Annotated in this window: 22 protein-coding genes; 9 read left to right on the forward strand and 13 right to left on the reverse strand. The window is 62.6% G+C overall.

Annotated features, from left to right (window positions below):
- Positions 1–116: 116 nt before the first annotated feature.
- Together LN996_RS19065 and LN996_RS19070 are read right to left on the reverse strand one after the other, a co-directional pair.
- The gene (locus LN996_RS19065; RefSeq protein WP_231341968.1) at positions 117–614 is read right to left on the reverse strand and encodes an SRPBCC domain-containing protein; all 498 of its coding nucleotides are present in this window, start codon (positions 612–614) and stop codon (positions 117–119) included.
- Complete coding sequence (locus LN996_RS19070; protein ID WP_231341970.1) at positions 611–976, reverse strand: metalloregulator ArsR/SmtB family transcription factor; 366 nt, start codon at positions 974–976, stop codon at positions 611–613. Before LN996_RS19070 ends, LN996_RS19065 begins: the two co-directional genes overlap by 4 nt.
- 139 nt (positions 977–1,115) lie before the next feature.
- Here LN996_RS19070 and LN996_RS19075 point away from each other — a divergent pair, with 139 nt between their 5' ends.
- Positions 1,116–3,788: a Tat pathway signal sequence domain protein gene (locus LN996_RS19075; RefSeq protein ID WP_231341971.1), complete on the forward strand. Its 2,673-nt coding sequence runs from the start codon at positions 1,116–1,118 to the stop codon at positions 3,786–3,788.
- Between the two features lie 19 nt (positions 3,789–3,807).
- Here the strand turns inward: LN996_RS19075 and LN996_RS19080 are convergent, their stop codons facing one another.
- The gene (locus tag LN996_RS19080; RefSeq protein WP_159705853.1) at positions 3,808–4,686 is read right to left on the reverse strand and encodes a MurR/RpiR family transcriptional regulator; all 879 of its coding nucleotides are present in this window, start codon (positions 4,684–4,686) and stop codon (positions 3,808–3,810) included.
- 108 nt (positions 4,687–4,794) lie between these two features.
- On the opposite strand from LN996_RS19080, the gene LN996_RS19085 reads away from it, so the two are divergent.
- Genes LN996_RS19085 through LN996_RS19095 form a run of 3 tightly spaced genes read left to right on the forward strand, consistent with a single transcriptional unit; the run spans position 4,795 to position 7,916 of the window.
- Positions 4,795–6,183 (forward strand): MFS transporter, encoded by a 1,389-nt coding sequence (locus LN996_RS19085; protein ID WP_231341972.1) that lies wholly within the window; start codon positions 4,795–4,797, stop codon positions 6,181–6,183.
- Between the two features lie 5 nt (positions 6,184–6,188).
- On the forward strand, positions 6,189–6,683 hold the full coding sequence (locus LN996_RS19090; RefSeq protein ID WP_231341976.1) for a GAF domain-containing protein: 495 nt from the start codon (positions 6,189–6,191) through the stop codon (positions 6,681–6,683).
- Entirely contained in the window at positions 6,684–7,916 is a 1,233-nt protein-coding gene (locus LN996_RS19095; protein ID WP_231341977.1) for an amidohydrolase family protein, read from the forward strand. It abuts the gene before it with no gap.
- Positions 7,917–7,999: 83 nt separating this feature from the next.
- On the opposite strand, the gene LN996_RS19100 is transcribed toward LN996_RS19095, so the two are convergent.
- Positions 8,000–10,033: a rhamnogalacturonan lyase gene (locus tag LN996_RS19100; protein WP_231341979.1), complete on the reverse strand. Its 2,034-nt coding sequence runs from the start codon at positions 10,031–10,033 to the stop codon at positions 8,000–8,002.
- Between the two features lie 587 nt (positions 10,034–10,620).
- On the opposite strand from LN996_RS19100, the gene LN996_RS19105 reads away from it, so the two are divergent.
- On the forward strand, positions 10,621–10,791 hold the full coding sequence (locus LN996_RS19105) for a hypothetical protein (RefSeq protein WP_018778796.1): 171 nt from the start codon (positions 10,621–10,623) through the stop codon (positions 10,789–10,791).
- Positions 10,792–11,002: 211 nt separating this feature from the next.
- Here the strand turns inward: LN996_RS19105 and LN996_RS19110 are convergent, their stop codons facing one another.
- Positions 11,003–11,938 carry an alpha/beta fold hydrolase gene (locus tag LN996_RS19110; protein ID WP_231341980.1) on the reverse strand — a complete coding sequence of 312 codons (936 nt, stop codon included), beginning with the start codon at positions 11,936–11,938 and terminating at the stop codon, positions 11,003–11,005.
- Positions 11,939–12,162: 224 nt separating this feature from the next.
- Between LN996_RS19110 and LN996_RS19115 the strand changes: the two genes are divergently transcribed.
- Together LN996_RS19115 and LN996_RS19120 are read left to right on the forward strand one after the other, a co-directional pair.
- Positions 12,163–12,744: a DUF1349 domain-containing protein gene (locus LN996_RS19115; RefSeq protein WP_231341981.1), complete on the forward strand. Its 582-nt coding sequence runs from the start codon at positions 12,163–12,165 to the stop codon at positions 12,742–12,744.
- A 118-nt stretch (positions 12,745–12,862) separates the two neighbouring features.
- Entirely contained in the window at positions 12,863–13,264 is a 402-nt protein-coding gene (locus LN996_RS19120; protein ID WP_231341985.1) for a MarR family winged helix-turn-helix transcriptional regulator, read from the forward strand.
- A 35-nt stretch (positions 13,265–13,299) separates the two neighbouring features.
- Here the strand turns inward: LN996_RS19120 and LN996_RS19125 are convergent, their stop codons facing one another.
- On the reverse strand, positions 13,300–14,763 hold the full coding sequence (locus tag LN996_RS19125) for a YdiU family protein (RefSeq protein ID WP_231341987.1): 1,464 nt from the start codon (positions 14,761–14,763) through the stop codon (positions 13,300–13,302).
- Positions 14,764–14,814: 51 nt separating this feature from the next.
- Entirely contained in the window at positions 14,815–17,154 is a 2,340-nt protein-coding gene (locus LN996_RS19130) for a glycosyltransferase family 2 protein (protein ID WP_231341989.1), read from the reverse strand.
- Between the two features lie 219 nt (positions 17,155–17,373).
- Between LN996_RS19130 and LN996_RS19135 the strand changes: the two genes are divergently transcribed.
- Both LN996_RS19135 and LN996_RS19140 read left to right on the forward strand, forming a co-directional pair.
- Positions 17,374–18,939 carry a chitinase gene (locus LN996_RS19135; RefSeq protein ID WP_231341991.1) on the forward strand — a complete coding sequence of 522 codons (1,566 nt, stop codon included), beginning with the start codon at positions 17,374–17,376 and terminating at the stop codon, positions 18,937–18,939.
- Between the two features lie 103 nt (positions 18,940–19,042).
- On the forward strand, positions 19,043–20,578 hold the full coding sequence (locus LN996_RS19140; RefSeq protein ID WP_231341993.1) for a hypothetical protein: 1,536 nt from the start codon (positions 19,043–19,045) through the stop codon (positions 20,576–20,578).
- Between the two features lie 44 nt (positions 20,579–20,622).
- On the opposite strand, the gene LN996_RS19145 is transcribed toward LN996_RS19140, so the two are convergent.
- The 6 genes from LN996_RS19145 to paaA are packed head-to-tail and all read right to left on the reverse strand — an operon-like array spanning position 20,623 to position 25,473.
- Positions 20,623–21,402: an enoyl-CoA hydratase/isomerase family protein gene (locus LN996_RS19145; protein ID WP_231341996.1), complete on the reverse strand. Its 780-nt coding sequence runs from the start codon at positions 21,400–21,402 to the stop codon at positions 20,623–20,625.
- An 8-nt stretch (positions 21,403–21,410) separates the two neighbouring features.
- Entirely contained in the window at positions 21,411–22,616 is a 1,206-nt protein-coding gene (gene paaE, locus LN996_RS19150; protein WP_231342000.1) for a 1,2-phenylacetyl-CoA epoxidase subunit PaaE, read from the reverse strand.
- A gap of 10 nt (positions 22,617–22,626) precedes the next feature.
- A complete protein-coding gene (gene paaD / locus LN996_RS19155; protein WP_231342004.1) occupies positions 22,627–23,184 on the reverse strand; it encodes a 1,2-phenylacetyl-CoA epoxidase subunit PaaD in 558 nt (185 codons plus the stop codon).
- A 5-nt stretch (positions 23,185–23,189) separates the two neighbouring features.
- Positions 23,190–24,107, reverse strand: a complete 918-nt coding sequence (paaC, locus tag LN996_RS19160) for a 1,2-phenylacetyl-CoA epoxidase subunit PaaC (RefSeq protein WP_231342006.1) — start codon at positions 24,105–24,107, stop codon at positions 23,190–23,192.
- A complete protein-coding gene (gene paaB, locus LN996_RS19165) occupies positions 24,104–24,481 on the reverse strand; it encodes a 1,2-phenylacetyl-CoA epoxidase subunit PaaB (protein WP_231342012.1) in 378 nt (125 codons plus the stop codon). The genes paaC and paaB overlap by 4 nt, the downstream gene beginning before the upstream one ends.
- Entirely contained in the window at positions 24,478–25,473 is a 996-nt protein-coding gene (paaA, locus tag LN996_RS19170; RefSeq protein ID WP_231342014.1) for a 1,2-phenylacetyl-CoA epoxidase subunit PaaA, read from the reverse strand. The genes paaB and paaA overlap by 4 nt, the downstream gene beginning before the upstream one ends.
- Positions 25,474–25,794 lie beyond the last annotated feature (321 nt).

Consider the following 25,794-nt stretch of genomic DNA (forward strand, 5'->3'; position numbering starts at 1 on the left):
AACAGCCCCCCACTCACCGGGGCCGTTGCCGTCCGCCCGCGGGAAAAAAAACCACCCCCCCCGCGGGGGGGGCGCCCCCCGGGGGGGGCGGCTTCTTTTTGCTTTCGGTTCAGTCGTCAGACGTTGGCCGGTTCCGCAAGAACGGCATCGATCTGCTCGATCGCCTCACGCATTCCTTCATCCATGCCCATCTCGGCCATCTTCTGCATCTGTTCCTCGGACTCGAAGCTGGAGGTGATGGTCATTCGCGTGCGGCTATCCACGGGCTCGAGCTTCACGACGGCGTGCGTGATGCCGAGGTCATCAACGGGCTCACCCTTCTCGTCAGCGAAGCCGTCGTCAAACTCCAGGTGGTCCGGGGCGTTGATGGTAGTGAACTTCCACCAACCGCGGGCTTTGGTACCGTCCGGGCCGGTCATGTAGTAGGCGGCCTTGCCCCCGGCAGTGAACTCGTGGGTTTCAAAAGTGGCGGGCCAGGTTGGCGGTCCCCACCAGCGTTCGAGCTGCCGTGGGTCCTCCCAGATCCTCCAGACGCGCGTCACCTCGGCATCGAATTCGGCCACGATGGTGAAGCTCAGGGCCTCAGCATCCTTGCTTACGCTGACAACAGTCATGGCAGATCCCTTTCGTCATCTTCAGCGAGTATGTCCGCGATCCGGCTGGCCCGTTGCCGCCAGATTATTTCGAAGTGGTCCAACAGATGCCGGGCTTTTTGCAGTCCATCGTGATTCCCCCGCACAATCTGTTCCCTCCCACGCTTCTCCTTGGTCACCAGGGAGGCCCGTTCCAGGACCGCAACATGCTTCTGCACGGCCGCGAAACTCATGGCGTAGAGCGCAGCCAACCCGGAGACCGAGTACTCCCCTGCCGTCACCCTGGCCACGATGTCCCTGCGGGTGGCGTCGGACAATGCCTGGAACAGGCGGTCGAGTTCGAGGTCCCGTTCGGGTACTGGACTGAGCTGATCTACAACCATTTGGTTGTACGATACGCCCGGGCTGGACGGGTGTCAATGGACCAGGGCTTGACCACCCCTTGCGGCCCCGCATCACCACGGGTAAGTTATTGAAACGTCTCAAGAAAGCGTTTTCCCAGACTCTTAGGTGGAATAGACCATGACTCAGCACGCCCCGATCACGTGGATCGATGGCGAACCGCCCGCCGGACTCAGCGGCGGCACGACGTGGGGAATGCCGTTCCAACGCGGCACCGTGCACGACGCGGCCGCACTCAAGGTTCTCGACTCCAACGGCAGCACCGTCAACGCCCAAACCTGGCCCCTTGCCACCTGGCCCGATGGCTCGCTGAAGTGGGGCGGCGTTGCCCTTGGCGCAACGGATCAGCCTGCTGACACCTACTTCGTCACCCACCCGACTGAAGCGAACGACGGCGGCGCGGCAGCCGCCGTCGAACGCTCCACCGAGGTGACGGTCACCGAAGAAGAAGGGACCATCACCGTGTCCACGGGCACACTGGAGATGGTCCTGCACAGGAGTGGCGACTCCCTGTTCAGCGAACTCCGCCGCACCAATGAAGTGGTGGCAAAAGACGGCCGCCTGGTGAGCCTGCTGCAGTCGGGGCTGGCCGAGGGTACGGGTACCACCACCCGCACGGGCTTCACCGGCCACACCACCAGCGTCACCGTGGAGCAGGCTGGTCCCGTCCGCGCGGTGGTCAAGGTGGAGGGCTCGCACCGCGCCGATGACGGCACCAAGGAATGGCTCCCGTTCACCGTCCGCTTCTACTTCTACGCGGGCGCCCGCAGCGTGAGAATGATGCACTCGTTCATCTGGGACGGCGACGCCGACCAGGATTTCCTTGCCGGGCTCGGCGTCCAGTTCACGGTGCCCTTGGAAAGCGAACTGCATGATCGGCATGTCCGGATCGCCGGGGCCGACGACGGATTCCTGGTGGAGGCCGTCCGCGGGCTGACCGGACTACGGCGGGATCCCGGCGAGGAAGTACGCGCCGCGCAGATCGCCGGCCGTCCAACGCCGCCACTGGGCGAATGGAGTCCGCTGGTTTCCGAGCGCCTCCATCTCATCCCGAGCTGGAACGACTACACCCTCACGCAACTGACAGCCGACGGCTTTGACCTGCGCAAACGGACTGCTCCCGGCCACGGCTGGGTGGGGATTTCGGGTGGCACCAGGGCGGCCGGGTTCTGCTCGTTGAGCGAGGCCCGTGGCGGCTTCGGTGTTGGCATCCGGGACTTCTGGCAGTCCCACCCCGGGCAGCTGGACATCCGCGGGGCAGCCACCGATCAGGCGACGGTCACTGCCTGGCTCTACTCACCCGAAGCCCAGCCGATGGACCTCCGCTTCTATCACGACGGCCTGGGCCAGGACACGTTCGAGGACCAGCTTGAGGGCCTCGAAATCACGTACGAGGACTACGAGCCGGGCTTTGGCAACCCCACGGGCATTGCCCGCACGCACGAACTGACGCTGTTCGCCTACGACTCGACCCCCAGTACGGAGAATCTCTCCGCGGATGCCCGGTCCGCGTCCACTCCCCCGCTGCTGCAGCCCTCGCCCGAGTATCTGCACGCGGCAGGCGTCTTTGGTGACTGGGCGCCGGTGGACCGCAGCGCTCCGGCGAGGGCGGAGCTGGAAGACAAGCTGGACTTCCTGTTCGACTTCTACCAGGGCCAGACCGAACAGCGCCGCTGGTACGGATTCTGGAACTACGGCGACGTCATGCACACCTACGACACCGACCGGCACGTGTGGCGCTACGACGTGGGCGGCTACGCGTGGGACAACTCTGAGCTCTCCCCCGATCTCTGGCTCTGGTACATGTACCTGCGTACCGGGCGCGCGGACGTCTTCCGGTACGCCGAGGCCATGACCCGCCACACCGGTGAGGTGGATGTCTACCACTTGGGTCCGTGGCGCGGATTGGGTTCACGGCACAACGTCCAGCACTGGGGCTGCAGCGCCAAGCAGCTGCGCATCAGCACGCCAGCCTACCGGCGCTTCTATTACTACCTGACCGCGGATGAGCGCACCGGCGATCTCCTCACCGAACTGGTGGACAGCGACCAGAACTTCCTCGGCTTGGACCCCGTCCGCAAAGTCAGGCCCGACGCCGATACGTACCGTCCGGACCGCGGCGCCTTGGGCGTCGGGCTGGGTACGGACTGGGGCTCCCTGGCCGCCACGTGGCTCACCGATTGGGAGCGTACCGGCAACCCGCGCTCACGGGATCGACTCCTCGGAACCATGGCAGACATCGGCGCACTGAAGTATGGCTTCTTGACGGGCGAGGCGCTGTACGACCTGGATGCAGGAAGGTTCGACGCCGGCAGGGAAGTCATCAGCGTCTCGCACCTGAGTGCCGTGTTCGGTTTGGTGGAAATCTGCAGCGAACTGATCAGCTTGGTGCCGGACAAGGACTTCGAGGAAGCCTGGATGCAGTATTGCCGGCTCTTCCTGGCCACCCCCGAGGAGCAGACCGCAGAGGTGGGCCAACCTTTAGCGGGCATCTACCTCACCCAGGCGCACAGCCGGCTGACGGCCTATGCCGCGGCCCGGCTGGGTTCGCCGGAACTGGCGGAGTTGGCGTGGGAGAGCTTTGCCGAGGGCGGGGAGAACCTGAACCACACCGAGGCTTTCACGCTCAAGAAGATCCTGCCGCCATACGTGCTTCAGCCGGTCGATGAAGCCCCTACCGTGTCCACCAACGACACCGCCCAGTTCGGCCTGGCCGTTATCCAGAACCTGGCCCTGGTCGGCCACCACCTGCCGGCGGCGGCCGATGCACCGCAGGAGGTCCCGGCGTCGTAAGTCCTGTCTGGGCGCGGACCTAGGAACTGCTTCGCGGATGCATGATCCGCATCTGGTCCCAGGTCCGCTCCGAGGCGGCGATGTTCTGGTTGGAACGCTCACGGTCCAGGGAGGCAAGCTCGACGGCGATCGCCTGGACCGCGGACACCGCACCTGTCAGGGACGGGAAGAAGCCGGCGCCTTCAGTGGGCACCACAATCCTGTGATCAGCATGCACCGCGACAGGCGATCCCGCGCTGTCTGTGATGGAAACGATGGGCGTGCCCAGGTTGTGCGCGATCTCGACGGCCCGCATGGTGCTGTCGTAGACCCGCCAGAGGCTGATGGCGATGACCAGGTCTTCTGCACCAAGCCGTGCAATGGCGTTGGTGAGGGCGGCGACGTCGGCGTCGAGGAGCCGGACGTTGTAACCGGCGATGATCGCGTTGTGCTCCAGAGCTTTGCCCGGGATCGCGTAACTACCCGCGGCAACGATGTAAGTCTGCCGTGCGCCCGCGATCGCCTCCGCAATATTATGAAGAGTGTGGGCGTCCAAAGTGCGCTCGAAATGCGCCAGGTTCGCCCGGTCGGTGGACACCGCCGCCTGTGCAGGACTACTGATGTGGCCGTTGTGTTCGGCCGCAACCTCCACTGCGCTCAGCGACGCAAGAAACCGTGAACGCAGCTCAAATTGGAAGTCTGCCCACCCCTTGAATCCCAGTGTTTGCGCGGTTCTGGTCACGGTCGAGGCGTTCGAGGCGGCCACTGCGGCGATGTCGCTGACCGAGCCGTAGGAGGCAAGGCGGGGCTGGGATCGGAGGATGCCGATCACTTGCATTTGGCGTGCCGCGAGCTTCCGTCCCTGGACACGACTATCCAGCCACTCGGTCAACGTTGACGAGTCGAAATCTTCTTCCACCTATTGACCTACCTCACACTTTGGCCGTAACTTCGATACATCGCTTCTGCACAGATCCGTGCATATTCCTAAAAATGTACAACTTGGCCCACTTTGGCAGGAATCACCATGTCACTCACAGCACGCCTTGATCGTCTGGCTCTCAGTCGACCACACTACAAGCTTCTCCTCATAGGAGGCCTCGGCTACTCCTTCGACGGCATGGACGGTGCCGTGGTGGCCTTCCTCCTCCCCCGTATCCAGGAACTATGGGGCCTCAGCACCGCCAGCCTCGGGCTGGTGGGCTCAGCAGCCCCGTTCGGCTTCTTCTTCGGCGCGATCCTTGCCGGTTGGATGGGCGATCGCTTTGGCCGCAAGAAGGTCATGCTGTGGGCTCTGGCCTTCTACTGCCTCATGTCGGTAGTTGCTGCCATGGCCCCCAACTTCGAAATCTTTCTGATTGCACGGATCTTTGCAGGATTGGGCGCAGGCGCAGAAAGCGTGATCATCGCCCCGTTCCTGTCGGAGTTCATTCCCCCGAAGCGCCGCGGCTGGTTCATTGGAACCCTGGCCGGATTCTTCTCCTTTGGCTTCGTGGCTGCGGCACTGATCGGCCGATTCGTTGTTCCCCTCGGCGAGGACGGCTGGCGCTGGGCGCAGGTCATCACCGCCGTTCCCATCCTTCTCCTGCTCTGGTGGCGTCGCAGCCTGCCCGAGTCCCCACGCTTCCTCATCAGCCGGGGCCGCATCGCAGAGGCAACCGAAGTGGTGGACCGGTTTGAGCAGAGTGTAGTGAAAGCCACGGGCAAACCACTCCCGGCCCTGCCACCCGCAGCGGAAGAGATCACCAAGCACGAACAAAAGATCAGCATCTGGAACGCCCTGAAGTTCATGTGGTCCAAGGCCATGCGTCGCCGGACCGCCGTGATCTGGCTGATCTGGTTCGTGATTACGTTCTCCTACTACGGCTTCTTCTCCTGGATTCCAACGCTCCTTGTAGGACGCGGCATCACCATCACCAAGAGCTTCGAGTTCTCCATCCTCATTTACCTGGCACAGATCCCCGGCTACTTCTCCGCCGCCTGGTTGTGTGACCGGATTGACCGCAAGAACACCATCGCCCTTTACTTGGCGGGATCGGCCATCAGCGCTTTCTGGCTGAGCCAGTCCAACGATTCCGGCATGATCCTGCTGGCCGCTGCAACGTTGTCCTTCTTCCTCAACGGCACCTACGCCGGCGTCTACGCCTACACTCCGGAACTCTTCCCCACATGGATGCGCGCCACCGGTGTTGGCCTGGCCAGCGCAGTGGGTCGCATCGGCAGCATCCTTGCACCGTCCATCATCGGCATCTTCGCCGCCTCCCTCGGCTTCGGTGGCGTGTTCACCATGACCACCGTGGTGCTGACCATCGGCGTCCTGGGCGTGGTCATCTTCGGCGCCTCCACCGCGGGCAAGTCGTTGGAGAACATCAACGCCCGCGCCGAGCATGACCCGGCAGCGGCAGAAAGCAAGTAAGAGTGATGAATACAGACGCAGTTTTCCAGCAGACCTTCGAGGCCATGCAGCAGGAACCAGGAGTCATTCTGTTTACTGCACTGCAGTGGATCCCGCAGCGTTCCAGTCTCAAACGCCTCTTCACCAGCCACCCGGACGAGTATCCGGTGGGGGCCGAGAAGACAGTGGAGATCTCACCGGGCTGGCTGGGGACGGTCATCGAGGACAAGAAGCCCTTCCTGGCCACGGACCTGACAGCACTCCGGGACGTTTTCACAGATTCAGAACTCATCCAGCAACTGGGCTGCGGCGCTGTCATCAACGTGCCGGTCCTCGACCGGGAGCACAACGTGGTGGGCGTCTTGGCGCTCCTTGATGCAGAAGGCAAGTACACGCAGCAAAGTGTGGGAATCGCCGTCGACGTCGTCAGCTCCAACGTGGCCCACCTTGTTCAGGCCTTTGAAGCCCACCCCACCGAAGTCCCTGAAGGCACCGAAGAACCAGCGAAGGACAACGTTTAAATGAGCACCGCCCCAGAAAGCACTCCCCTGGTCATCCGCAACGCCAGCGTCCTGGACGTTGAAGCTGGCACCTACTCAACTGCCGACGTCGTCAGCGTTGACGGGAAGATCAGCAGCGTCGGGCTGAATGCCGAAGCGCCTGCCGGCGCGCGGGTCATCGACGGCACTGGCAAGTTTGTCATTCCCGGCTTGATTGATGCCCACGTCCATGTGGTCGCCTCGAGCGCTGACTTCCGGTCACTGACCTACACGCCGGCGTCGTATGTCTACGCGCAGACTGCCCGCATCATGGGAGAAATGCTGCGCCGCGGCTTCACCACCGTGCGCGACCTGTCCGGCGCCGACTTCGGGTTGGCCATGGCACAGGAGGAAGGACTGCTGGAGGGACCGAAGATACACTTCTGCGGCCATGCCCTCAGCCAGACCGGCGGTCACGGAGACATGCGCCTGCCGGGCGAAGACCACGATCCCAATGGTCGTGGATGCTGCGGCATCGGCCGCGTGGCGGACGGCGTTGACGCGGTCCGGGCAGCCGCCCGCGACGAGATCCGCAAGGGTGCCCACCACATCAAGATCATGGCCTCCGGCGGCGTATCCTCCCCCACGGACCGCATCGACTCCACGCAGTATTCCATGGAGGAGATGCGCGCAGCGGTCGAAGAAGCCGAGGCGGCAAACCGCTACGTCGCCGCCCACGCCTACACCGCCCGGGCGATCAACCGTGCGCTGGAGGCAGGCGTCCGCTCGATCGAACACGGCAACCTCCTGGACGACCAGAGCCTGAAGCTGTTCCTCGAAAAGGACGCGTTCCTGGTCCCCACGCTGGTCACGTACTGGGCGCTGAAGGAAGAGGGCAAGGAATTCGGGCTCACGGAGGAAATGTGGGCCAAGGTGGATTCCGTCCTCACCAGCGGCCTCGAAGCGATCTCGCGTGCCCACGAGGCCGGCGTCAAAATGGCCTTCGGCTCGGACCTCCTGGGTGGCATGCACCGCCACCAGAACGAGCAGTTCAGGCTGCTCGGCAAGGTCCAGCCCGCGATTGACGCCATCCGCTCCGCAACCACGACGGCGGCCCTGCTGCTTGAGCGCGAAGGCGAACTGGGTGTGATCGCAGCTGGGGCAGACGCTGACATGCTGGTCCTCGGAGCCGACCCGGTGGCGGATATCTCCGTGCTGGCCGACATTTCCGAACACCTGGAGTACCTTGTTCAGAATGGCCGGGTTATCGACTGACTCCAGAAAGCAACGCGGGGTCACTTACCGCCCATAAAAGGCGCCCGAATGGGCCGTAAGTGACCCCGCGTTGCTGCTGTGCGCTACTTCTTCGCGCCGGTGTAAACGACGGCGGGAATCGCCGGAGCCTGCATGCCCTCACCGATGAAGAAGCTCGGGTGCGGCGGCTGGTTGTAGGCAACATTCTCCCGGGCAACGGCCGTCCGGTACACGGTGTCGTGCATCAGCGTCCGCAGCCGCACCTCCGTGGGAGCCGTGGTGGTGTAGATCCGCAATTCGGTGCTGTCCGTGGACGGCCAGGCGATCTCTTCGCGCCAGTCACCCAGGATGTCGGCCTGAATGGAAGGGTTGCCCTTGGTGGTGTTGTTGCTGCGGGCACCTTCAGCGGTCAGGAGCCGGTCGCTGGTTTCCGTTTCCCAATTCCACTTGGAGATGGTGGGTACGCCGCGGGACACGGTGGCATCGTAGTCGTGGTCCACGATTTCGCGGAGCAGGTCGCCATCCCACCAGGCCAGGAAGTTGGCAGCTGGGATCTTCTCCGCGATCAACTCACCATTGGCGGACATGAGCTGGCCAACGGGTGAATCCCACGCCGCAGAACCGCCGATGGCCCACCCTTCAGCTCCCGCGTACCGCGGATCAATATCGCCTGCCGCGCCTCGGCCGGTGTCCTTGATGGCAGGGATGCTCCACAGCACTTCACCGGTGGCGGCATCACGGAACGTTGCCCCGCGATTACCGCTCTGGCTCATGCTTTCGTGGACGGCGAACGTTTCCAGTCCGGGCCGTGATGGGTCGAGGTCTCCGGTGTGGATGGCATCGCCGTGGCCGAGCTTGGTGTTGTACAGCGGCTGGCCGTTGTCATCGATGGTCATGGAGCCGAAGACGAACTCGTCCTTGCCGTCCTGGTCAACGTCAGCGACGGACAAGTTGTGGTTCCCTTGCCCCTTGTACTCATCCCCGGCGAGGTTGGAATCGAAGCTCCAGCGCTTCACGAGCTTGCCATTGACGAGGTCGTACGTGACCAGCACCGTGCGGGTGTAGTAACCGCGGCTGAACATCATGGAGGGGTGTTCGCCGTCCAGGTAGGCCACGCCGGCCAGGAAACGATCCACGCGGTTACCGTAGTTATCGCCCCAACTGGCCACTGTTCCGCGCTCGGGCTCATACGCGACCGTGTCCATGATGGTTCCGGTGTCGCCCTTGAAGACGGTAAGGAATTCAGGGCCGGCCAGGACATAACCCGCCGAGTTGCGGAAGTCGGCGTCGGCGTTTCCAATCACGGTACCTGCCGCGTCCCGGGTGCCATCAGCTGTCTTGAGGGACACCTCGGCCTTGCCGTCGCCGTCGAAGTCGTAGGCCAGGACCTGCGTGTAATGCGCGCCGGCGCGGATGTTTCGTCCCAGGTCGATGCGCCACAGCTTGGTGCCGTCCAACTTGTAGGCATCCACGTAGACGTTGCCCGTATAACCGGACTGGGAGTTGTCCTTGGCGTTGGACGGCGACCATGTCTGGATGACCTCGTACTTGCCGTCGCCGTCGAGGTCCGCCACCGTGGCGTCGTTGGCGGAGTAGGAGTAGGCCTTGCCGTCCGGCGTGACGCCATCGGCAGGCTTGTCCAGCTTGATGGCCAGATAGTTCTGGGTCAGCGGCTTCACGGCTTCGGTCAGCTTGTCCTGCCCCTGTCCGTTGCCAACAGTCTTGATGACGTAGCTCGACTCCGCAGTGCCGTCGGCGTCCACGAACATGGTGGCGTTGCGGAGGGGCTCCGGGGTGATGTTGACGCCGTCGCGCAGGACCTGGAAGCCGATGCTGTCCTTGTCCAAGCCCAGCATGCGCCAGCTCACCGTGACACCGTGATCGGTCAGGACGGCAACCGGAGCGCGGTCAAGGTTTTCCACCTGGCGTTTCAGCGCGGCTGGATCTTTCGCGGCAGGCACGACGCCGGGAAGGTTGGCTTGCGCTGCCTGCGGGACTTGGGCAGGAGCAGCCTGCGCGAGCGGGACACCGGTCAGCGCCATGGCGGCGGCGGCGAGTGAAGCAGATGCTGCGAGGGGAACCGCCTTCCACGAACGAGCGCGGGAGTTGCGGTAGGAACATTTCGAGGGGTGAGTCAAAGAACATCTCCTTTGATGCTGGGCGGCAGTGGGTCTGCCCGCCCCGGATTGGAACGTTTCACTCATGCGCCGCATTGCCAACCAAGATTGATGGGCGATGGTGGGGTGGGTGAGAAAACGCTTTCCGCCAACAAGATTTACCAGCGGTTCCACAGCATCGTCAAGGGTTTGACGGGAAATGACTGGGAGATTTCGGTGCTATTTGTTCGCAGTTGTCCGTCTCTTCACCACCGGCTTTGACCTCGCCTGAACGCGAAAACAACCACATCGGGCCACTTTCCGGGGAGTGGGCCTTCAAAGCAGGTGGGGAAGGTGCGCCGAAGGTGCAGTTGGTGGCTTACACGCTGGACTTGCCGGGTTGGACCGTTGGCGGGAGCTCAGTGTCAGTACGGGTTACACAGAGTAATCAGCAACGTGTAATCGGTCACACTTGGCCGGATTCGCTTGTCAACCGTGGTGGGCACCATGAACCATGAATGAGGGAATTCGTTTCCCATACAAGCTGAATCAGCAATCCTCACCGACGAGGATGCGGCCCCGGGCGAAGAGGCTTGGGGCTGTTAACGGCCTGAGTGAAAGTACTGACAATGACGACACATACTGACTCCATCACGCTGAAAATCTGGGACAAGTCGGCCATCGACCACACCATCGACGCCGCCATCCAATCCCTGTCACACCGGGCAGCTGCAGAAAACTGCGGAATCGCAGTCACCCTCAGCGGACCCAAAACCTTCACCGTGAGCCTGAGCCGCTAAGCAGCTCACCGCAAACGCAAGAGGGCGGGGGCCCGGGAGGGCACGGGGGGGGGGGGGGGGGTGTTGGGGGGGGGGGGGGGCCCCCCCCGTTGCAGGGGCCTGACACGAGCAAAAAGTATCGGCACCCGGTCAATTACCAGCTAGCACCATTAGAGTTGAAGTGTCCCGCCTGATCCCCCATCAGGCGGGACACTTTCGTTTCCAGCTGTTCTCAGATGACCGGTCTGTCGGTCCCCCAGTCGCGGAACCCGCTGGCGATCTCTGCCGCATGGGTGTGATGGAGGTAGTGCTCCCCCGGAAGGGGCACCACGGTACCGTCCGCAACGCTCGCCGCCTGCCTTTGGTGCAGCCCCAGCCATTCCGGATTCTTCGCATTCTCCGAAACGACGAAAAGCAGCAGCGGCAGGTCCTTGGGGAACCCGGTCCCGAGTGCGCGCTCGAAGTTGGTGCGAATGTGGGTCATCTCGTTGAGATAGGTCGGGCTGATGGAGTTCCGGTTGGTCAGCATCTTCATCTGCTCACGGGAGTGAGCGGAGTATGCGTCGCTGTAGCCTTCGCCGGCAGCGGCCGCGAGGCGGAGAAGGCCGAGGTTCTTCGCAGCGGACAGGAGTCCTGTGGGGAACTGTGCGTCCATGCCAGGTTGTCCGGGAACGCTCGAGTCGATGCCCACGAACGCCGTCACTTCTTCCCGATAGCGGGCGGCGTACTCAATCCCATAGATCCCCGCGATGGAGTGTCCCATCAGGATGTAACGGTCAACGTCGAGTTTCGCGAGTGCCTGATGGACCTCCTGCACGATGTTCTCCGTGGTCCTCTCCCGATCCGTGCCATCGCTCAAACCGTATCCAAACGGTTCCACCACAATCACGCGATGATCCGTGGCGAGGTCCCGGACCAGTGGCGCGAAATCTAGGACAGGGGAAGAGGTACCAAATCCCGGCAAGAGCACGATTGTCTCCCCGGCTCCGCTGACGAAGACGTTCATCTGGCCGCCGTCAATGTCCACCCGCTGGCCATAGGATTCGATCCGATGACTCTCGGACTCACTCGCGACCACATCCACCACAGTGGTGGTAGCCAGTCCCACCGCGAGCACGGCTCCGACGGCAGTCACCGCCACGAGCAATTTCTTAACTGACCTCTTCAACCATGCCTCTCCAGAGCACACGGTGTGCTCTCCATCCAGCCTCGCCTTTTGCAGCGCCGGACGCGTCACCCCCAGGTGTTCACTTGCGTACTACTTTCGTGGTACGTGGGTATCGTGTCCTAGTCAGCGGGGAAGAAATTGGCGTGTTGAACTGTGGGAGCCAGCGCCGAGGACGCTGGAGCCCTTGGCACCAGAACCCTATCCACCCAAACTCGAGGAGCCCTGTGATCACTGACATTCCCTGGAACCGAGGCGCATGGACCAACCAGCCAGCCGCCGTCGTCGAGCAGGAAGGTGACCTTCTGGTGACTGCAGCCGAAAGCAGTGACGCCTGGCGCATCACGTCCTACGGCTTCATTCACGACACCGAACATGCGCTGCTTGCCCCGTTCCCACAGGACAGCGCCATGGAGGTTGAGTTCACTGCCGCGTTCTCCCAACAGTTCGACCAAGCAGGCATCTTCGTCCGCATCAGCGCCGAGCATTGGGTCAAGGCGGGCGTGGAATTTGCCGACGGCGCCGCTCAACTGGGCGCGGTGGTCACGGACGGCTTCTCGGACTGGTCCCTGGCGCCTGTCCCGGAATGGACCGGCGGACGGGTCCGAATCCGGATCAGTCGCCAAGGCGACGCCCTCACCATCCGGGCCGCTTCAGGCCGCAACGAACTCCAACTAGTGCGGGTCGTCCCGTTGGCGCCTGGGTTGGCCGCAGCCGCCGGACCGTTCACCTGCGCACCAACACGCGCAGGGTTGACCGTACCCTTTCACTCCTGGCGGGCTACGCCAGCGGACAGCCAACTGCACTGAGATGGGATGCGGGCAAAGCGCTCCGTCCTACCCCGCACAGTCCAGCCCCGGCGTTACTCATGTAACCTAGTAAGTAAGCTGACTACTTTGGGAAAGCTGGGGTGCCTCAATGCCTGACATGGACCGATGGCCAACCAGCCGGTTGCTGTCCACTGCGGCGCGGCTCGTGGAGCTGGCATGGAATGAGAAGCTGCGACCCCTGGGGCTGACGTACCCGGCAGTACTCACCCTTGATACGGTGGCAACCGCAGGGCCCATCACGCCGGGAAAGCTTGCGGAAAGCGTACGCGTCCAAGCCCAAACCATGGGACCACTGCTGTCCAGGCTTGAATCCCGAGGCTATATTCTCCGCCAGCCCAACCGCTTCGACCGCCGCAGCCAACTGGTGTCGATTACCGAAGTGGGGCTGGCGCTGCTCGAACAGTCCCACCGTTTGGAGAGCATTGTGCTGTCAGCCATCAATCTGGACTCCGGCATTCTCCGCGAGGAGCTCCTGGCGATCGTGCGTCACTCACGGTAGGGTTGCTGGGTTTCGAGCCGTCCGGGCCAGGCCCCTTACGTGCCGCAGAAGGTCCGGTAGGGACCGAAGCTCTCCGGCGCTGGCTCAGCATACTTTTCCAATCCCGGGCGTTCGCTGAACGGGTCGGACACCGCCGCCAGCAACCGCTCCGCCGGGGCGGTGTCCCCCTCTGTTGCGGCGGACAGGGCCTCCTCCACCAGGTGGTTGCGCGGGATATAGATCGGGTTGACCCTGTCCATGGCATCGGCATCAGGCGCCAGGGCACGCCAACGTTCCAGCCAGGCATCGAACGCTGCCAAGTCCAGAATCATGCCGCGGGAGGGTTCACCCTGCCCGCGGGCCGCTTCGCCGAGGCTGCGGAAGAACGAGGTGTAATCCGCGCGCGACTCCTGGACCAGCTCAAGAAGGTCATCCACCAGAGGTGAGGCAACGCCGTCGTCAATTCCCTCAGGCAGCCCAAGTTTGGCCAGCATGCCGCTGAACCATGTGGCGCTGTACTGCTGGCGGAACGCGTTCAGCGCCTCAACAGCAAGGGCCACCGCCTGCTCCTCGTCCTCGTGGATCAGCGGCGCGAGCGACTCGGCGAAACGGGCAAGGTTCCACTCCGCAACCAATGGCTGGTTGCGGTAGGCGTAGCGTCCCTGTTCATCAATGGAGCTGTAAACCGCCCCGGGATCAAAGCCATCCATGAAGGCGCACGGGCCGTAGTCGATGGTTTCGCCGGAAACTGTCATGTTGTCGGTGTTCATGACGCCGTGCACGAATCCGACCAGCATCCATTGGGCCACAAGTTTCGCTTGGGCCGATATGACGCTGTTGAGAAGTGCAAGGTAAGGGTTGCTTTCCCCGGCCGACGACGGGTGGTGTCGTTCGATTGCGTGATCAGCAAGGCGACGGAGCAGATCCACGTCGTTAGTGGCCCTGGCATATTGGAAACTACCTACGCGCAGGTGGCTGCTGGCCACCCGGGTCAGAACGGCCCCCGGCAGGAGAGTTTCACGCTGAACCTGATGCCCTGTCCCGACGACGGCAAGGCTTCTGGTGGTGGGAATGTTCAGGGCATGCATCGATTCACTCACGATGTACTCGCGCAGCATCGGGCCGACCGCTGCCAGTCCATCACCATTCCGGGCAAACGGCGTGCGCCCCGAGCCTTTGAGGTGGATATCGCGGAGCTTCCCGTCGTCGCCGGCGATTTCACCCAGCAGCAGGGCACGCCCATCCCCCAACCGGGGTGAGTACCAGCCGAACTGGTGACCCGAGTATGCCTGAGCTACTGGAGTTGCTTCCTCCGGTAGGGCATTACCGATCAGCAGCCGAATGCCCTCGGGGCTCCGGAGAAAATCAGGATCAAAACCGAGTTCGACGGCGAGTGGCTGGTTAAGTGCCAGAAGCTGCGGGTCGGCTGCCTCCTCCGCCCGCCACGGAATGGACAACTCCGGGAAGTCCCGGGCGAAAAACCCCTCGAAGGCGATGGTGGAACGTGCAACGTCACTCATCGCTTAATGATACCGATGCGTTTCAGGGTTGCCCGGTCGCAGCTACGGGCATCACCGCAAAGAGATACGACGACGGCGGTCGGTTCCGCCGCGGAGGTCCCGGTTAAGCCTGCGGTCGCCGTGGTAGAGAATCGATTCCCAGTCCACTTCCTCCGCGGTCTTTGGCACTACGAGGGACTCCGGCTTGGCCTTGGATTTGGGAGTCACGTAAAGCCAGTTGATGGCACCGAGAAAGACGTCCACCGCAGAATTCCAGATGCCGATGTATGCCTGGATGCAGGTCATGGCCAGGACGGCATTCAACGACGCGAAGGCTACGTTTCCCCAATTACCCTGCTGGGCGTCCCTCCAGATTGTCAGGATTGAGAACGCGACGATTGCGTACGGAATCAACACATAGATGGCCGGCGCAGCGGTCCGGTTCTTCACCTTGGGTGTACGGACAAAGGGGATCTTATCCCCCGTCAGCCCCTGTTGGAGAGACTTCAAAACTCCGGCCAGGTTGACCGGGAGCAGGATGAGGTTGAAGCCGTAGATCCGGAAAATGTCGCTGAACCGGTGCCCGCAGTCGCGAAGGTCCGAACCCATGCACAGGAAGTACGGGAGGGCGGCGATGAAGACGGCCGGACTGAGCAGCCTGCTGTCGTAGGGGTAGGCCAACAGGAAGAGGAGTCCAAAGCTGGCCCACGTTATGGACGCCATATAGTTCACCCGCAGCAGCACTTCGCGGATGAGTATCCGTTGCCGTTGGCTGCGCCTATGGGACAGCTGGTTCCACAGCTTGGGAAGGATCAGCAACCCGCCGTTGGCCCAGCGCCGCCGTTGCACCACAAGTGAGCCGAAGTCAGGTGGTGTGGCGCTGTAACTCAGGCGCTCCGGATAATTGACGAGTTTCCAGCCATGGGTTCCCAGGTCGATGCTGGACTCGGTGTCCTCAATGACCGTGCGGTCCTGAATGTAGGTACGGATTTCGAACCCGCCCACTGTCTCCACTTCCACGATGTCTTCAAGCGCGCACTTGCGGATGATCGCGTTGGCTCCCACCCAGAACGTGGCACCGTAATAGGTCATGCCTTGGTGGAGAATGTGCTGGATGTCCGTTGTGGCGCCTGCGATTCTCTCGATCCTGGTGGGGGCGCCGCGGAACGATGAATACGGCGTTTGCGTCACCGCCACACGTTCATTGCCGGCAGACTCAAGGAAATAGACCAATCGCAGGCAATAGTCCCGCAGGAGCAGGGAGTCCGCGTCCAAAGTCAGCAAATATGTGCTGTCCGGAACCAGGAGGTCGTCCTCACGCGGAACCAGAGAAGGCCGCAGCACCACGCTTCCGGCAGTTTCTTCCCGGCGCCACCTTTTGCCCATGAGGGAGATGTAGGCATTGAGGTTCATGGCTTTGTTGGCCTCATGGGAGAGGCTGGCGTACTTCTTGCGCTCAAACGTCTCCGTGCGGACGTTGAAAATCCAGGTGAGGCGAAGATAAAGCTGCTCCATGCGTTCCGGGCTGGGGGCAGCATTCTGGGCAGTGGCTGCTTTGAGCGCCAATAACACCAGGCGAAGTTCGCGCGCCAGTCCCATAATGACCAGGTCCACGAAGAATTCATCCACGTGGTCCTCAACCGACTCAGCCTCAGCCATCGTCTCCAACCATTCAACGGCTGCCTCATACTCGCCGATCAGCAGCTGGAGTTCTCCGGTCTCATTGGCATCTGAACCTTGCCGCTCCCTGAAGGCTGCAAGGGCTTTGTTGACCCGCCCTGCCGGAGCCGACATCGCGTCTTCGATGTGACCTGCCAACGCACGGGTTTGGTCAAGGCGTTGAATCTTCTCCGGCTCAGTGGGGTTGGGAGGGTCATCGAGCAACAACACCACTCGCAGATCCGGGAATTCCTGAAGAGCGGCCGACCACAGCGTTCCCCTCACAACCTGTGGTTCTTCGGCATAGGACGGCACCAAAACCGTCACGGCCTCGCTGTAATGGGCAAAATGGTTATCCAGCTCTCCGCGGGGTACCCGCCGGTGTTCCTTAAACCGATAGAGGGCTCCTTGCCGCGCCATGAGGTACATGAGGGCTGAGAAGGTCAGGAAAGTGACCACAATGAGGTAGGAAATCGATTCGAACCCGAATCGGAACCCGGAGTTTGGGTTGTCAACGAACTGCCGAATGATGGTGGAGACAACGTAATAAATCCACGCTCCCACCGTCACCAAAATAGCCAGCCTGCCGAGCACGATCTTTCGTGAAGAGGGCGTTGGATGAACAATTGCCAAGGGCTCGGAGCGACGCTCGGATCCCCACTGACGCTTACGTACGGCATTTTCCAGGCGCTCAGGGGGAAGCAAACCGGAATCCCGCGCAAGTTCAGGTGAAACAACCAACTGGTCCGTCATAGTTCCCCATCAGACTGTGACCGGGCCAAAAAGCCCGATGTCCGGTGAACGTCCGCCTTTTCGTAGCAAAAGCGTCGCCGATTGCCCTTATAGTAATCGATAACAGGTACCTTATGATTCGCGTGCAATCGACGGAAATCATTTGGACACTTTTAGGCTTTGTCAAGAGGCTAATAACATCCAGTCGCGCGCATTTCCAGTGTCAACGTTGGGGGATTTATGTCGAAACACTTTCCTGGGCGAAAGTTGTCCTGGATTCGGCTCTCCGTTCTTGTCGCTGTGATTGCGGCAGTGGTGGGCGCCGGCGTCGTTTCCTGGCGCACCTACACAGACACCCGGGCGGCCGCAGCCTCACCATCGGTCTTCACCGGATACGTTGATGTAACCGCGACCCCACGGTACGCATTCGAGCAACCAGCCACAGAAAACACCAAGTCAGTGGCGTTGGCTTTCATCGTGGCCGATGCGAAGGATGGGTGCACACCTTCCTGGGGATCCTTCTACAGCCTTGAAGCGGCCGCCACGGAACTGGACCTGGACCGGCGCATCGCCCGGCTCCGGCAAACCGGTGGAGACATCGCAGTCTCCTTCGGCGGGCTATCAAACCGGGAACTTTCCACCGCCTGCACTGATGACGCACGGCTGCAGCAGGCCTATTCGGCCGTGGTGGACCGCTACGACCTGTCCACCATTGACCTGGACATCGAAGGCACCGCTCTGGCTGACAAGGCTGCCATTGCGCGGCAGGCCAAAGCCATCACAGCTCTGCAGAAAGACCGGCAGGCGGAAGACAAGAACCTGTCCGTCTGGCTCACGCTCCCCGTGGCCCCAGCCGGGCTGACCGCTGACGCGACTGCCGCCGTCGCGCAAATGCTTGCCGCCGGAGTGGAACTTGCCGGCGTCAACATCATGACCATGGACTATGGCGAAAGCCGGGTTGCCGGGCAGTCCATGCTGCAGGCCTCCATCGCGGCGGCAGAAGCCACCCATGCCCAATTGGGTGATATCTACTCTGCCGCGCAACAGAACCTGGGTGCACAGACGCTGTGGCGCAGGATCGGCCTCACGCCCATGATCGGCCAGAACGACATTGTGGCCGACGTGTTCACCCTGGCCGACGCCCAAGGCCTTCACGACTTCGCGCAGGGCAAAGGCATCGGCAGGATGTCCATGTGGTCCTTGAACCGGGACGCCGAATGCGGGCCGAACTATCCCACCCTCACAGTAGTGTCCGACGCTTGCAGTGGTGTGGCGCAAGGCAGCACCCGGTTCTCCGACGTCCTGGGAGCCGACATCGACTCCAAGGTCACTGACGCCCCCAGCTCCGCGTTGCCCATCGGCACAACCACTGCCACGGCGGTAGTGGACGACCCCGCCACCAGTCCCTATCCGATCTGGTCCCCCGTGGCCACCTACGTGCAATCAGACAGGATCGTCTGGCAGGGCAACGTGTACGAGGCCAAGTGGTGGACAAAGGATGACGTGCCCAATGACCCGGTCCACGACGGCGCCGCGGCGCCATGGAAGCTGATCGGTCCGGTTCTTCCCGGTGACCGCCCAGCACCCGAAGTCACCGTTCCCGCCGGAACCTACCCGGCTTGGTCGGCCACCACCGTTTACCGCAAGGGTGACCGGGTGATGCTTGACCAGCACGTCTTCGAAGCCAAATGGTGGGTCCAAACGCAGAGCCCCGAGGCGGCCCTGCAGGGTTCCTCCGACTCAGCGTGGATGAAACTCTCCAACGAGGAGATCGCCAAGTTGCTGGCGGGAGGAACGGCTAAGTAGCCGTCGGCAGGCTGTATTCTCTACTTGAGCCACGCCCAGCTGGCCCTTTTTTGGTTTGGAACCACACCCTCCAGGTGCTGAACCTTCCGTTCCTGGGGGAACCATGAATTCTTCAGCGTCTGCGCTGACAACCCGACTAAAGTCTGTGGGACTAGCCATCACGGCCGTAGGGGCAGCGATTCTGCTGTCCTCGTGCACTTTCCTCACGCCTCAAGCTGCGCCTGCCACAAGCACGCCAGCACCAACCGTGGCTCCGGTTGAGCGAAGCACGGAAACCGCGACGGCGGCATGGGAAGTTGCGCTCGATCCCATCGGTCAGCCTGTGGTGGCCGACGGTGTTGCGCTGGTTTACGCCAAGAGCGCGGCAGGCGTTGCGGCCCATGCCATCTCTGTTGCAGACGGCAAAGAGCTGTGGACGCAGCCCGTTCATCCCGGGTACGAAGCACCTGGTGTCCCGCTGGAACCGGTTGTGACCAGGACTTCCACTGGCAAGAGCGCCGCGATCTTCCTGCAGGCGGCAACACCACCAGCCAATGACGGCGGCGTGGCATGGTGGACAGCCCCCGTAGCCTTTGACCTTGGAACAGGAAAGGAAATCTATCGCGGCAGGGAAGAGCTGATCAGCACTCGTCCCTTCGCCTGCGACGATATCCAAGACATGTGCTTCATCGCCTTCGATGAATCAGCCCACACTGTGGAACATTGGGTGGACTTGGAATCCGGCGAGGAATCGGGTGGTCCCGACATCAACCCCCTCATCGGGAACTTCCGACCAGTGGGCAAAGAACTTTACTCGGTGGTGACGGACGGCGTCGAAAAGCTGGCCCACATCTCCTACGGCGAGGTGCTCTGGGAAGTCGGGATAGAAGAAATCTTTGGCAAAGGGGCCAACACCGGCATGGGCTGGCACTTCATCTACTCCGAAAAGCTGGACCTCTACGTTGGCTCCGTTGGAATCAATCCCACGGATCTCGCACCCGAAAAATTCTCCGAGCAAACCTTCTCACTGAACCTGCGCGAATCCACTAAGACCGTAGGCTTCCGGGCTTCAAGCGCCCGGGTTCTCTGGACATCGGAAGGATCGCAAGTTGAGTGCGCCAAGACAATTGGAACCACAGCCACCAAGTTGGAAGGTGGCGAGGCATTCCCTGTTCGGTGCGAGTACACCGAGGGCCACATTGAATTCCCCTCCGGAAAATATCGTGGTGGTCTATCAAAGTTGGTCGGCTACGATCCCCTCACCGGCAACGCTGCTTGGGAAACCAAGGCGGTAGAAGTCCGGAGCTGGGGCGACTACGGCCTTTTGCCGTCATTAACCCCTGGAGACAGGGTTATTGCAGGCACCTTTTGGAGCGCAAACCTTTGGGACACCTCCGCCGGGAAATACCGTGGCACATCGTTCGAGGACGTGTTCGTCTGCCTCAAGGAGACGACGTACACCATGCCCCCTCGTGGCCCATACCAGGATGCTCCCGGCGCAGGATCTTTCTCAGCGTTCCCGTGTATCAAGGGCGGCACAGCCGTCCCGGCATTCACTTACGGTGCCCTCACCGACGTGAATACAACGGAGAATGGCGTGGCCGTCATCTCCTTGGAAGGAAAAGTGGCCGGCTACAAGCTCCTGAACGGCTTTGTGTAGGGAATGCCCGGGCAGCCCCTCAGCTTGGGCGGGACCGGCCGCGGCTAGCCCTTGAAAACCGGCGCGCGCTTCTCCTGGAAAGCCCGGAAGCCCTCGGCGTAGTCGTCGGTCTTGCACAGCCGGGCCTGCTCGGCGTTCTCCTCGGCCATGGATGCCCACAGGCCCAGGCGCTGGTCACGGATGTGGGCCACGAGTTCCTTGGATGCATTGAATGCTTCGGTTGCCCCGACAGCTACCCGCGAAACGATCTCCCGGGTCTCGTCAAGCAATACATCGGCAGGCATCGCCCTGCTGAACATCCCCTGGGCCACTGCTTCGGCCCCGGAGATGAGGTCGGCCGTGTAGATCAGGTCCAGGGTGCGGTGCATTCCGAGCCGCTCCGTAAAGTACCAGTGTCCGCCCGAGTCCAGCGTGGCCCCCAGCTTCGCAAAGGGAGAACCAAACTTGGCGTTCTCCGCCACGTACACAACGTCAGTGGCCAGCAACAACCCCAGCCCTACTCCCAGGCAAGCGCCGTGGGCGGCAGCGAATGTCGGCGTCGGGAAGGCGGCCATCTTCTTCAACAGCGGCTCCACGAGGCCACCGAGGTAGGCCTGTGCGTCGTCGGTTTCCGGAGTCACAGCGGCAATGTCGCGGCCGGCACAGAAGGCGCGTCCCTCTCCGCGAAGGAGCAGCGCCCGCACCTCTCCACGTGAGGCGGCGGCAGCAGCGTCGTCGTACGCCTTACCCAGTTCGGCCAGCGCGTCCTCGTTGAGCGAGTTCAGCTTTTCGGGGGAATTGAGGACAATTTCGGCAATGCCGTTGGCAATGGAGAGCTCGATCATGGGACTCCTTAGACGTCGAAGTCGACGGTAACTTCTTCGCTGGTGGGGTGGGACTGGCAGGTGAGGACATAGCCTTTGTCCAGCTCGTCCTGTTCAAGGGCGTAGTTCTCGTCCATGGTCACCGTACCGGTGATCAACTTGGCGCGGCAGGTGCCGCAGACGCCACCGGCACACGCGAAGGGAACGTCCGGGCGGACACGAAGGGCCGCGTTGAGGATGGATTCGCGGGCATGGGTGGGGCTGGCGACGTCGCCGGTGAGGCCATCCAGTGTGAAGGTGATCTTGTACGTGTCCTGCGACTCGTCCGCCACAACAGGTCGGCCCGCGTTGCCCTCGGGACGATCCGGGCGGCCGGTGGTGAACAGCTCGAAGCGGACATGCTCAGGTTCCACGCCGCGGGCTGCGAGAGTGTCGCGGCACAGCTGGACCAGTTCGAACGGTCCGCACAGGAACCACTCGTCCACATCCTCGGCACGGATGGCACTGCTGAGCAGTGCCTGCAGCTTCTCGGAATCAATACGCCCGGTCATCAGCGGCGCAATGCGCTGTTCGCGGGACAGCACATGGTGCAGCGCCAGGCGCGACGGGTACTTGTCCTTCAGGTCCGCCAGCTCCTCGAGGAACATGACGTCCATGGCTGCTTTGTTGGCGTAAACGAGGTCGAACGTGGTTTCCGGGTTGGCGGCCAGCAGCGTCCGCGCAATCGCGATCACCGGCGTGATGCCCGAACCGGCGGCGATGGCCACGAAGCTGCCGGGCTCCCCTGCCAGCTCCTCCGGGTGGTTCATGGAATTCATGACGTTGTGCTGGACGGACGAGCCGTCCTTGCCGTGGCGCGAAATGAACGCACCTTGCGGGCTCATGACATCCAGGACGTCGCCGGCCTTCAGTTCGGCGTTGGCCCACGTGGAGAAGATGCCGCCAAGGTCCTTCTTGATGGCCACCCGGATCTCGCTGCTGCCGTCCGCGAAGCTGCGCGGCTCTGCGCAAATCGAGTAGCTGCGGCGGACCTCGTGCGGCTCCCCGGCTTCGTCGGGAAGCGTGGTGCGCAATGCCACGTACTGGCCCGGAAGGTAGTCGTACTGGCCGGCCAGCTCGGCGGGAACACCGAACGTGACCTCAATGGCATCGTCCGTGAGGCGCCGGACTTCCGCGACGGTCAGGTTGTGGAAAGACGCACGACGGCGGCTGGCCGTCTGTGTTTCGGTGGTCATGGCTGCTTCCTTAGAGGACTTTGAAGTAGTCGAACGGTTCCTTGCAGTCCTGGCAGACGAACAACGCCTTGCAGGATGTGGAACCAAAGCGGGTGAGTTCCTTAGTGTTCAATGACGAACACTGCGGGCATTTCACGGCAAGGCTCAAGCGGACAGGACCGGAGTGGCCACCGGCCGCAGCCATGCCGGTGGGCGGGGCAATCCCGTACTCCTCCAGCTTGGCTTTCCCGGAATCCGTCATCCAGTCCGTGGTCCACGCCGGCGACAACACCAGGTTGATGTGCACGCTCGCGTAGCCTTCCTTCTCGAAGGCTGTCCGCAGATCGTCGCCAATGGCGTCCATCGCGGGGCACCCGGAGTAGGTGGGCGTGATGGTGACCTCGACGGCGGTACGTGAGGTGCCGCCGTCGTGCTGGGCCGTTGCTTCAGTCGGGGCTACCCGCACACCGCGCAGGATCCCCAGGTCCTCGATGGTGAGGACCGGGATCTCCGGATCGCAGACCGTGGACGCAATGTCCCAGGCCCGCTGCTCAGCGGTACGTTCCTGCGTCCGTGACTGCGTCGTCATGCTGGTCACCAGCTCGCGCCGGGGTGTTCACGGGCAAGGACCTGCATTTCAGCAAGGATGTAGCCCAGGAATTCGGAGTGCTTGCCACGGCGGCCACCGCCCAGGGACTGCGGGACGCCGGGGATTTCCAGCTCGGCCTCGGCCATGATTTCCCCGGCGAGGCGGTCGAAACCAGCGCGGAGGCTGGAGGGCTGCACCGCGACGCCGGCCTCAGCCAGGCGGGTGGTGAGCTCATCGTCCTCGAAGAGTTCGTCCACGTATGGCCATACGAGCTTGAAGCCCTGGATGATGCGTTCGCGGGACTCCTCCGTGCCGCCGGCCAGGCGAAGTACCCACTGGGCGCTGTGGTCGCGGTGGTAATCCACTTCCTTGACGGCCTTCGCGGAGATGGCAGCGAGGGTGGCGTCGGTGGACTCCATGAGCTTTGTGTAGAGCTCGTACTGGTAGAAGCTCACGATGAACTGGCGGGCAATGGTGACTGCGAAGTCGCCGTTGGGCTGCTCAAAGAGGTGAGCGGAGCGGAACTCGTGCTCGCGGCGGAAGTAGGCGAGGTCGTCCTCGGACTTGCCCCAAGCGGCGCCGGCATACGTCAGCAACGACCTCGCATGGCCCAACTGGTCCAGGGCAATGTTGCCCAGCGCGATGTCTTCCTCCAGCTCGGGAGCACGGGAAATCCAGTGGCCCAGGCGCTGGGCGAGGATCAGGCCGTCGTCGCCGATGCGCAGCGCAAACTCTGCAACGTCCTCGCTGGGCTTGACCTGCCCGCGGCTGATTTCGAGGGCGATGTCTTCGGGACGCAGCGCATTGCCCGGTGTGATGCGGGTGGCGCTGGCGGAACCGTCGCCCGAAGCGCCGGCTCCGTGGACGCCCACGGAAATGTCCCCGTGGCCTTCGATGGCGAAGTCAGTGTCTTTGGTAGTCACAGGTGCTTCACGCCTTCGCTCTTGGTGTAGTACGTTGCGTGGCGGTAGTCCTTGCCCTGCGGGGACTCGAAGAAGGAGCCCTTGGAATCAGGATCGCTGGAGGAAATCGCCTCGGCCGGGACAACCCAGATGGACACGCCCTCGTTGCGGCGGGTGTAGAGGTCGCGGGCGTTCCGGAGAGCCATGGCGGCGTCCGGAGCGTGCAGAGAACCGGCGTGTACGTGGGACAGGCCTCGGCTGGAACGCACGAAGACCTCCCACAGGGACCATGGGGATTCCTGGTGCTCCTCAGTGGTGGCCGCAACCTTTGGGGCTTCGCGGTTGATTTCGCTGGAGGCGCTGCCCGGTGCTTCCGGGTTGCCGTGTGGGCTCATGCTGCGTGTTCCTTCTGTGCTTGCTTGCGGGCGTATGCCACTGCGGCTTCGCGAACCCAGGCACCGTTTTCGTGTGCCTCGCGGCGGCGCTCTACGCGCTGCGAGTTGCAGGGGCCGCGGCCGGCCAGGACTTCCTTGAACTCGTTCCAGTCCAGGGGTCCGTGCTCCCACTTCTTGGTTTCTTCGTTGAAACGGATGTCCTCGTCAGGCAGGGTCAGGCCGAGGACCCGGACCTGCTCCACCATCATTCCGACGAACCGGCTGCGCAGCTCGTCATTGCTGAAGCGCTTGATGTTCCAGGCCATGGACTGCTTGGAGTTGGGTGAATCGTCATCCGGCGGGCCGAACATCATCAGCGACGGCGCATACCAACGGTTCACTGCGTCCTGGGCCATCTGCTTCTGAGCAGGCGTGCCGTTGGCGAGTTCCAGCAGGATCTCGAAACCCTGGCGCTGGTGGAACGATTCTTCCTTGCAGATGCGCACCATCGCACGACCGTAAGGACCGTACGAGGCACGGCACAGGGGCACCTGGTTGCAGATGGCGGCGCCATCAACAAGCCAGCCGATCGCCCCCATGTCTGCCCAGGAAATCGTGGGGTAGTTGAAGATGGACGAGTACCTGGCCTTGCCGGCAATCAGGTCTTCCATCATCTGGTCCCGGGACTGGCCCAGGGTCTCGGCGGCCGAGTAAAGGTAGAGACCGTGGCCGGCCTCGTCCTGGACCTTGGCCATGAGGATGGACTTGCGCTTCAGGCTCGGCGCCCTGGTGATCCAGTTGGCTTCCGGCTGCATGCCGATGATTTCCGAGTGTGCGTGCTGCGAGATCTGGCGCAGCAAAGTCTTGCGGTAAGCCGCCGGCATCCAGTCGCGCGGTTCGATGCGCGAGTCCTCCGAAATGATGCGATCAAAATACGCCTGACCGGCTGCCTCCCGCTCCTGCTCCTCCGGGGACAGCTCAGCGGGCACTGACTGCAGATTCTGCGATGCCATGGTTGCTCCTAATAAATTACCGACCGTTCGTTCAGAATATGCGGAGCGGGTGTTTTCAGTCAAGGTCCGGGTTCCTTTACCTCAACCTCACTTTCCGTTCATGGGCGCTCACAACAGTGGACGGCATGACTGACCTCACGCGCCGCACCCTCGTCAAGACGTCCCTCGCCGGCCTGGCCCTGACCGGCCTCGCCACCAGCGCCCCCCCCGCCTCCGCCGCCCCAGGGTCCGCCCGGTGTGGATACCCCGCCCCCGCCCCCCATACCGTGGGCCCCCCGCCGCGCACGCCGCCCCCCCGGAGCGCCCCCCGCCCCCGCACCC

This window comes from Arthrobacter sp. AK01, from assembly GCF_021109375.1.
GTDB lineage: Bacteria > Actinomycetota > Actinomycetes > Actinomycetales > Micrococcaceae > Arthrobacter.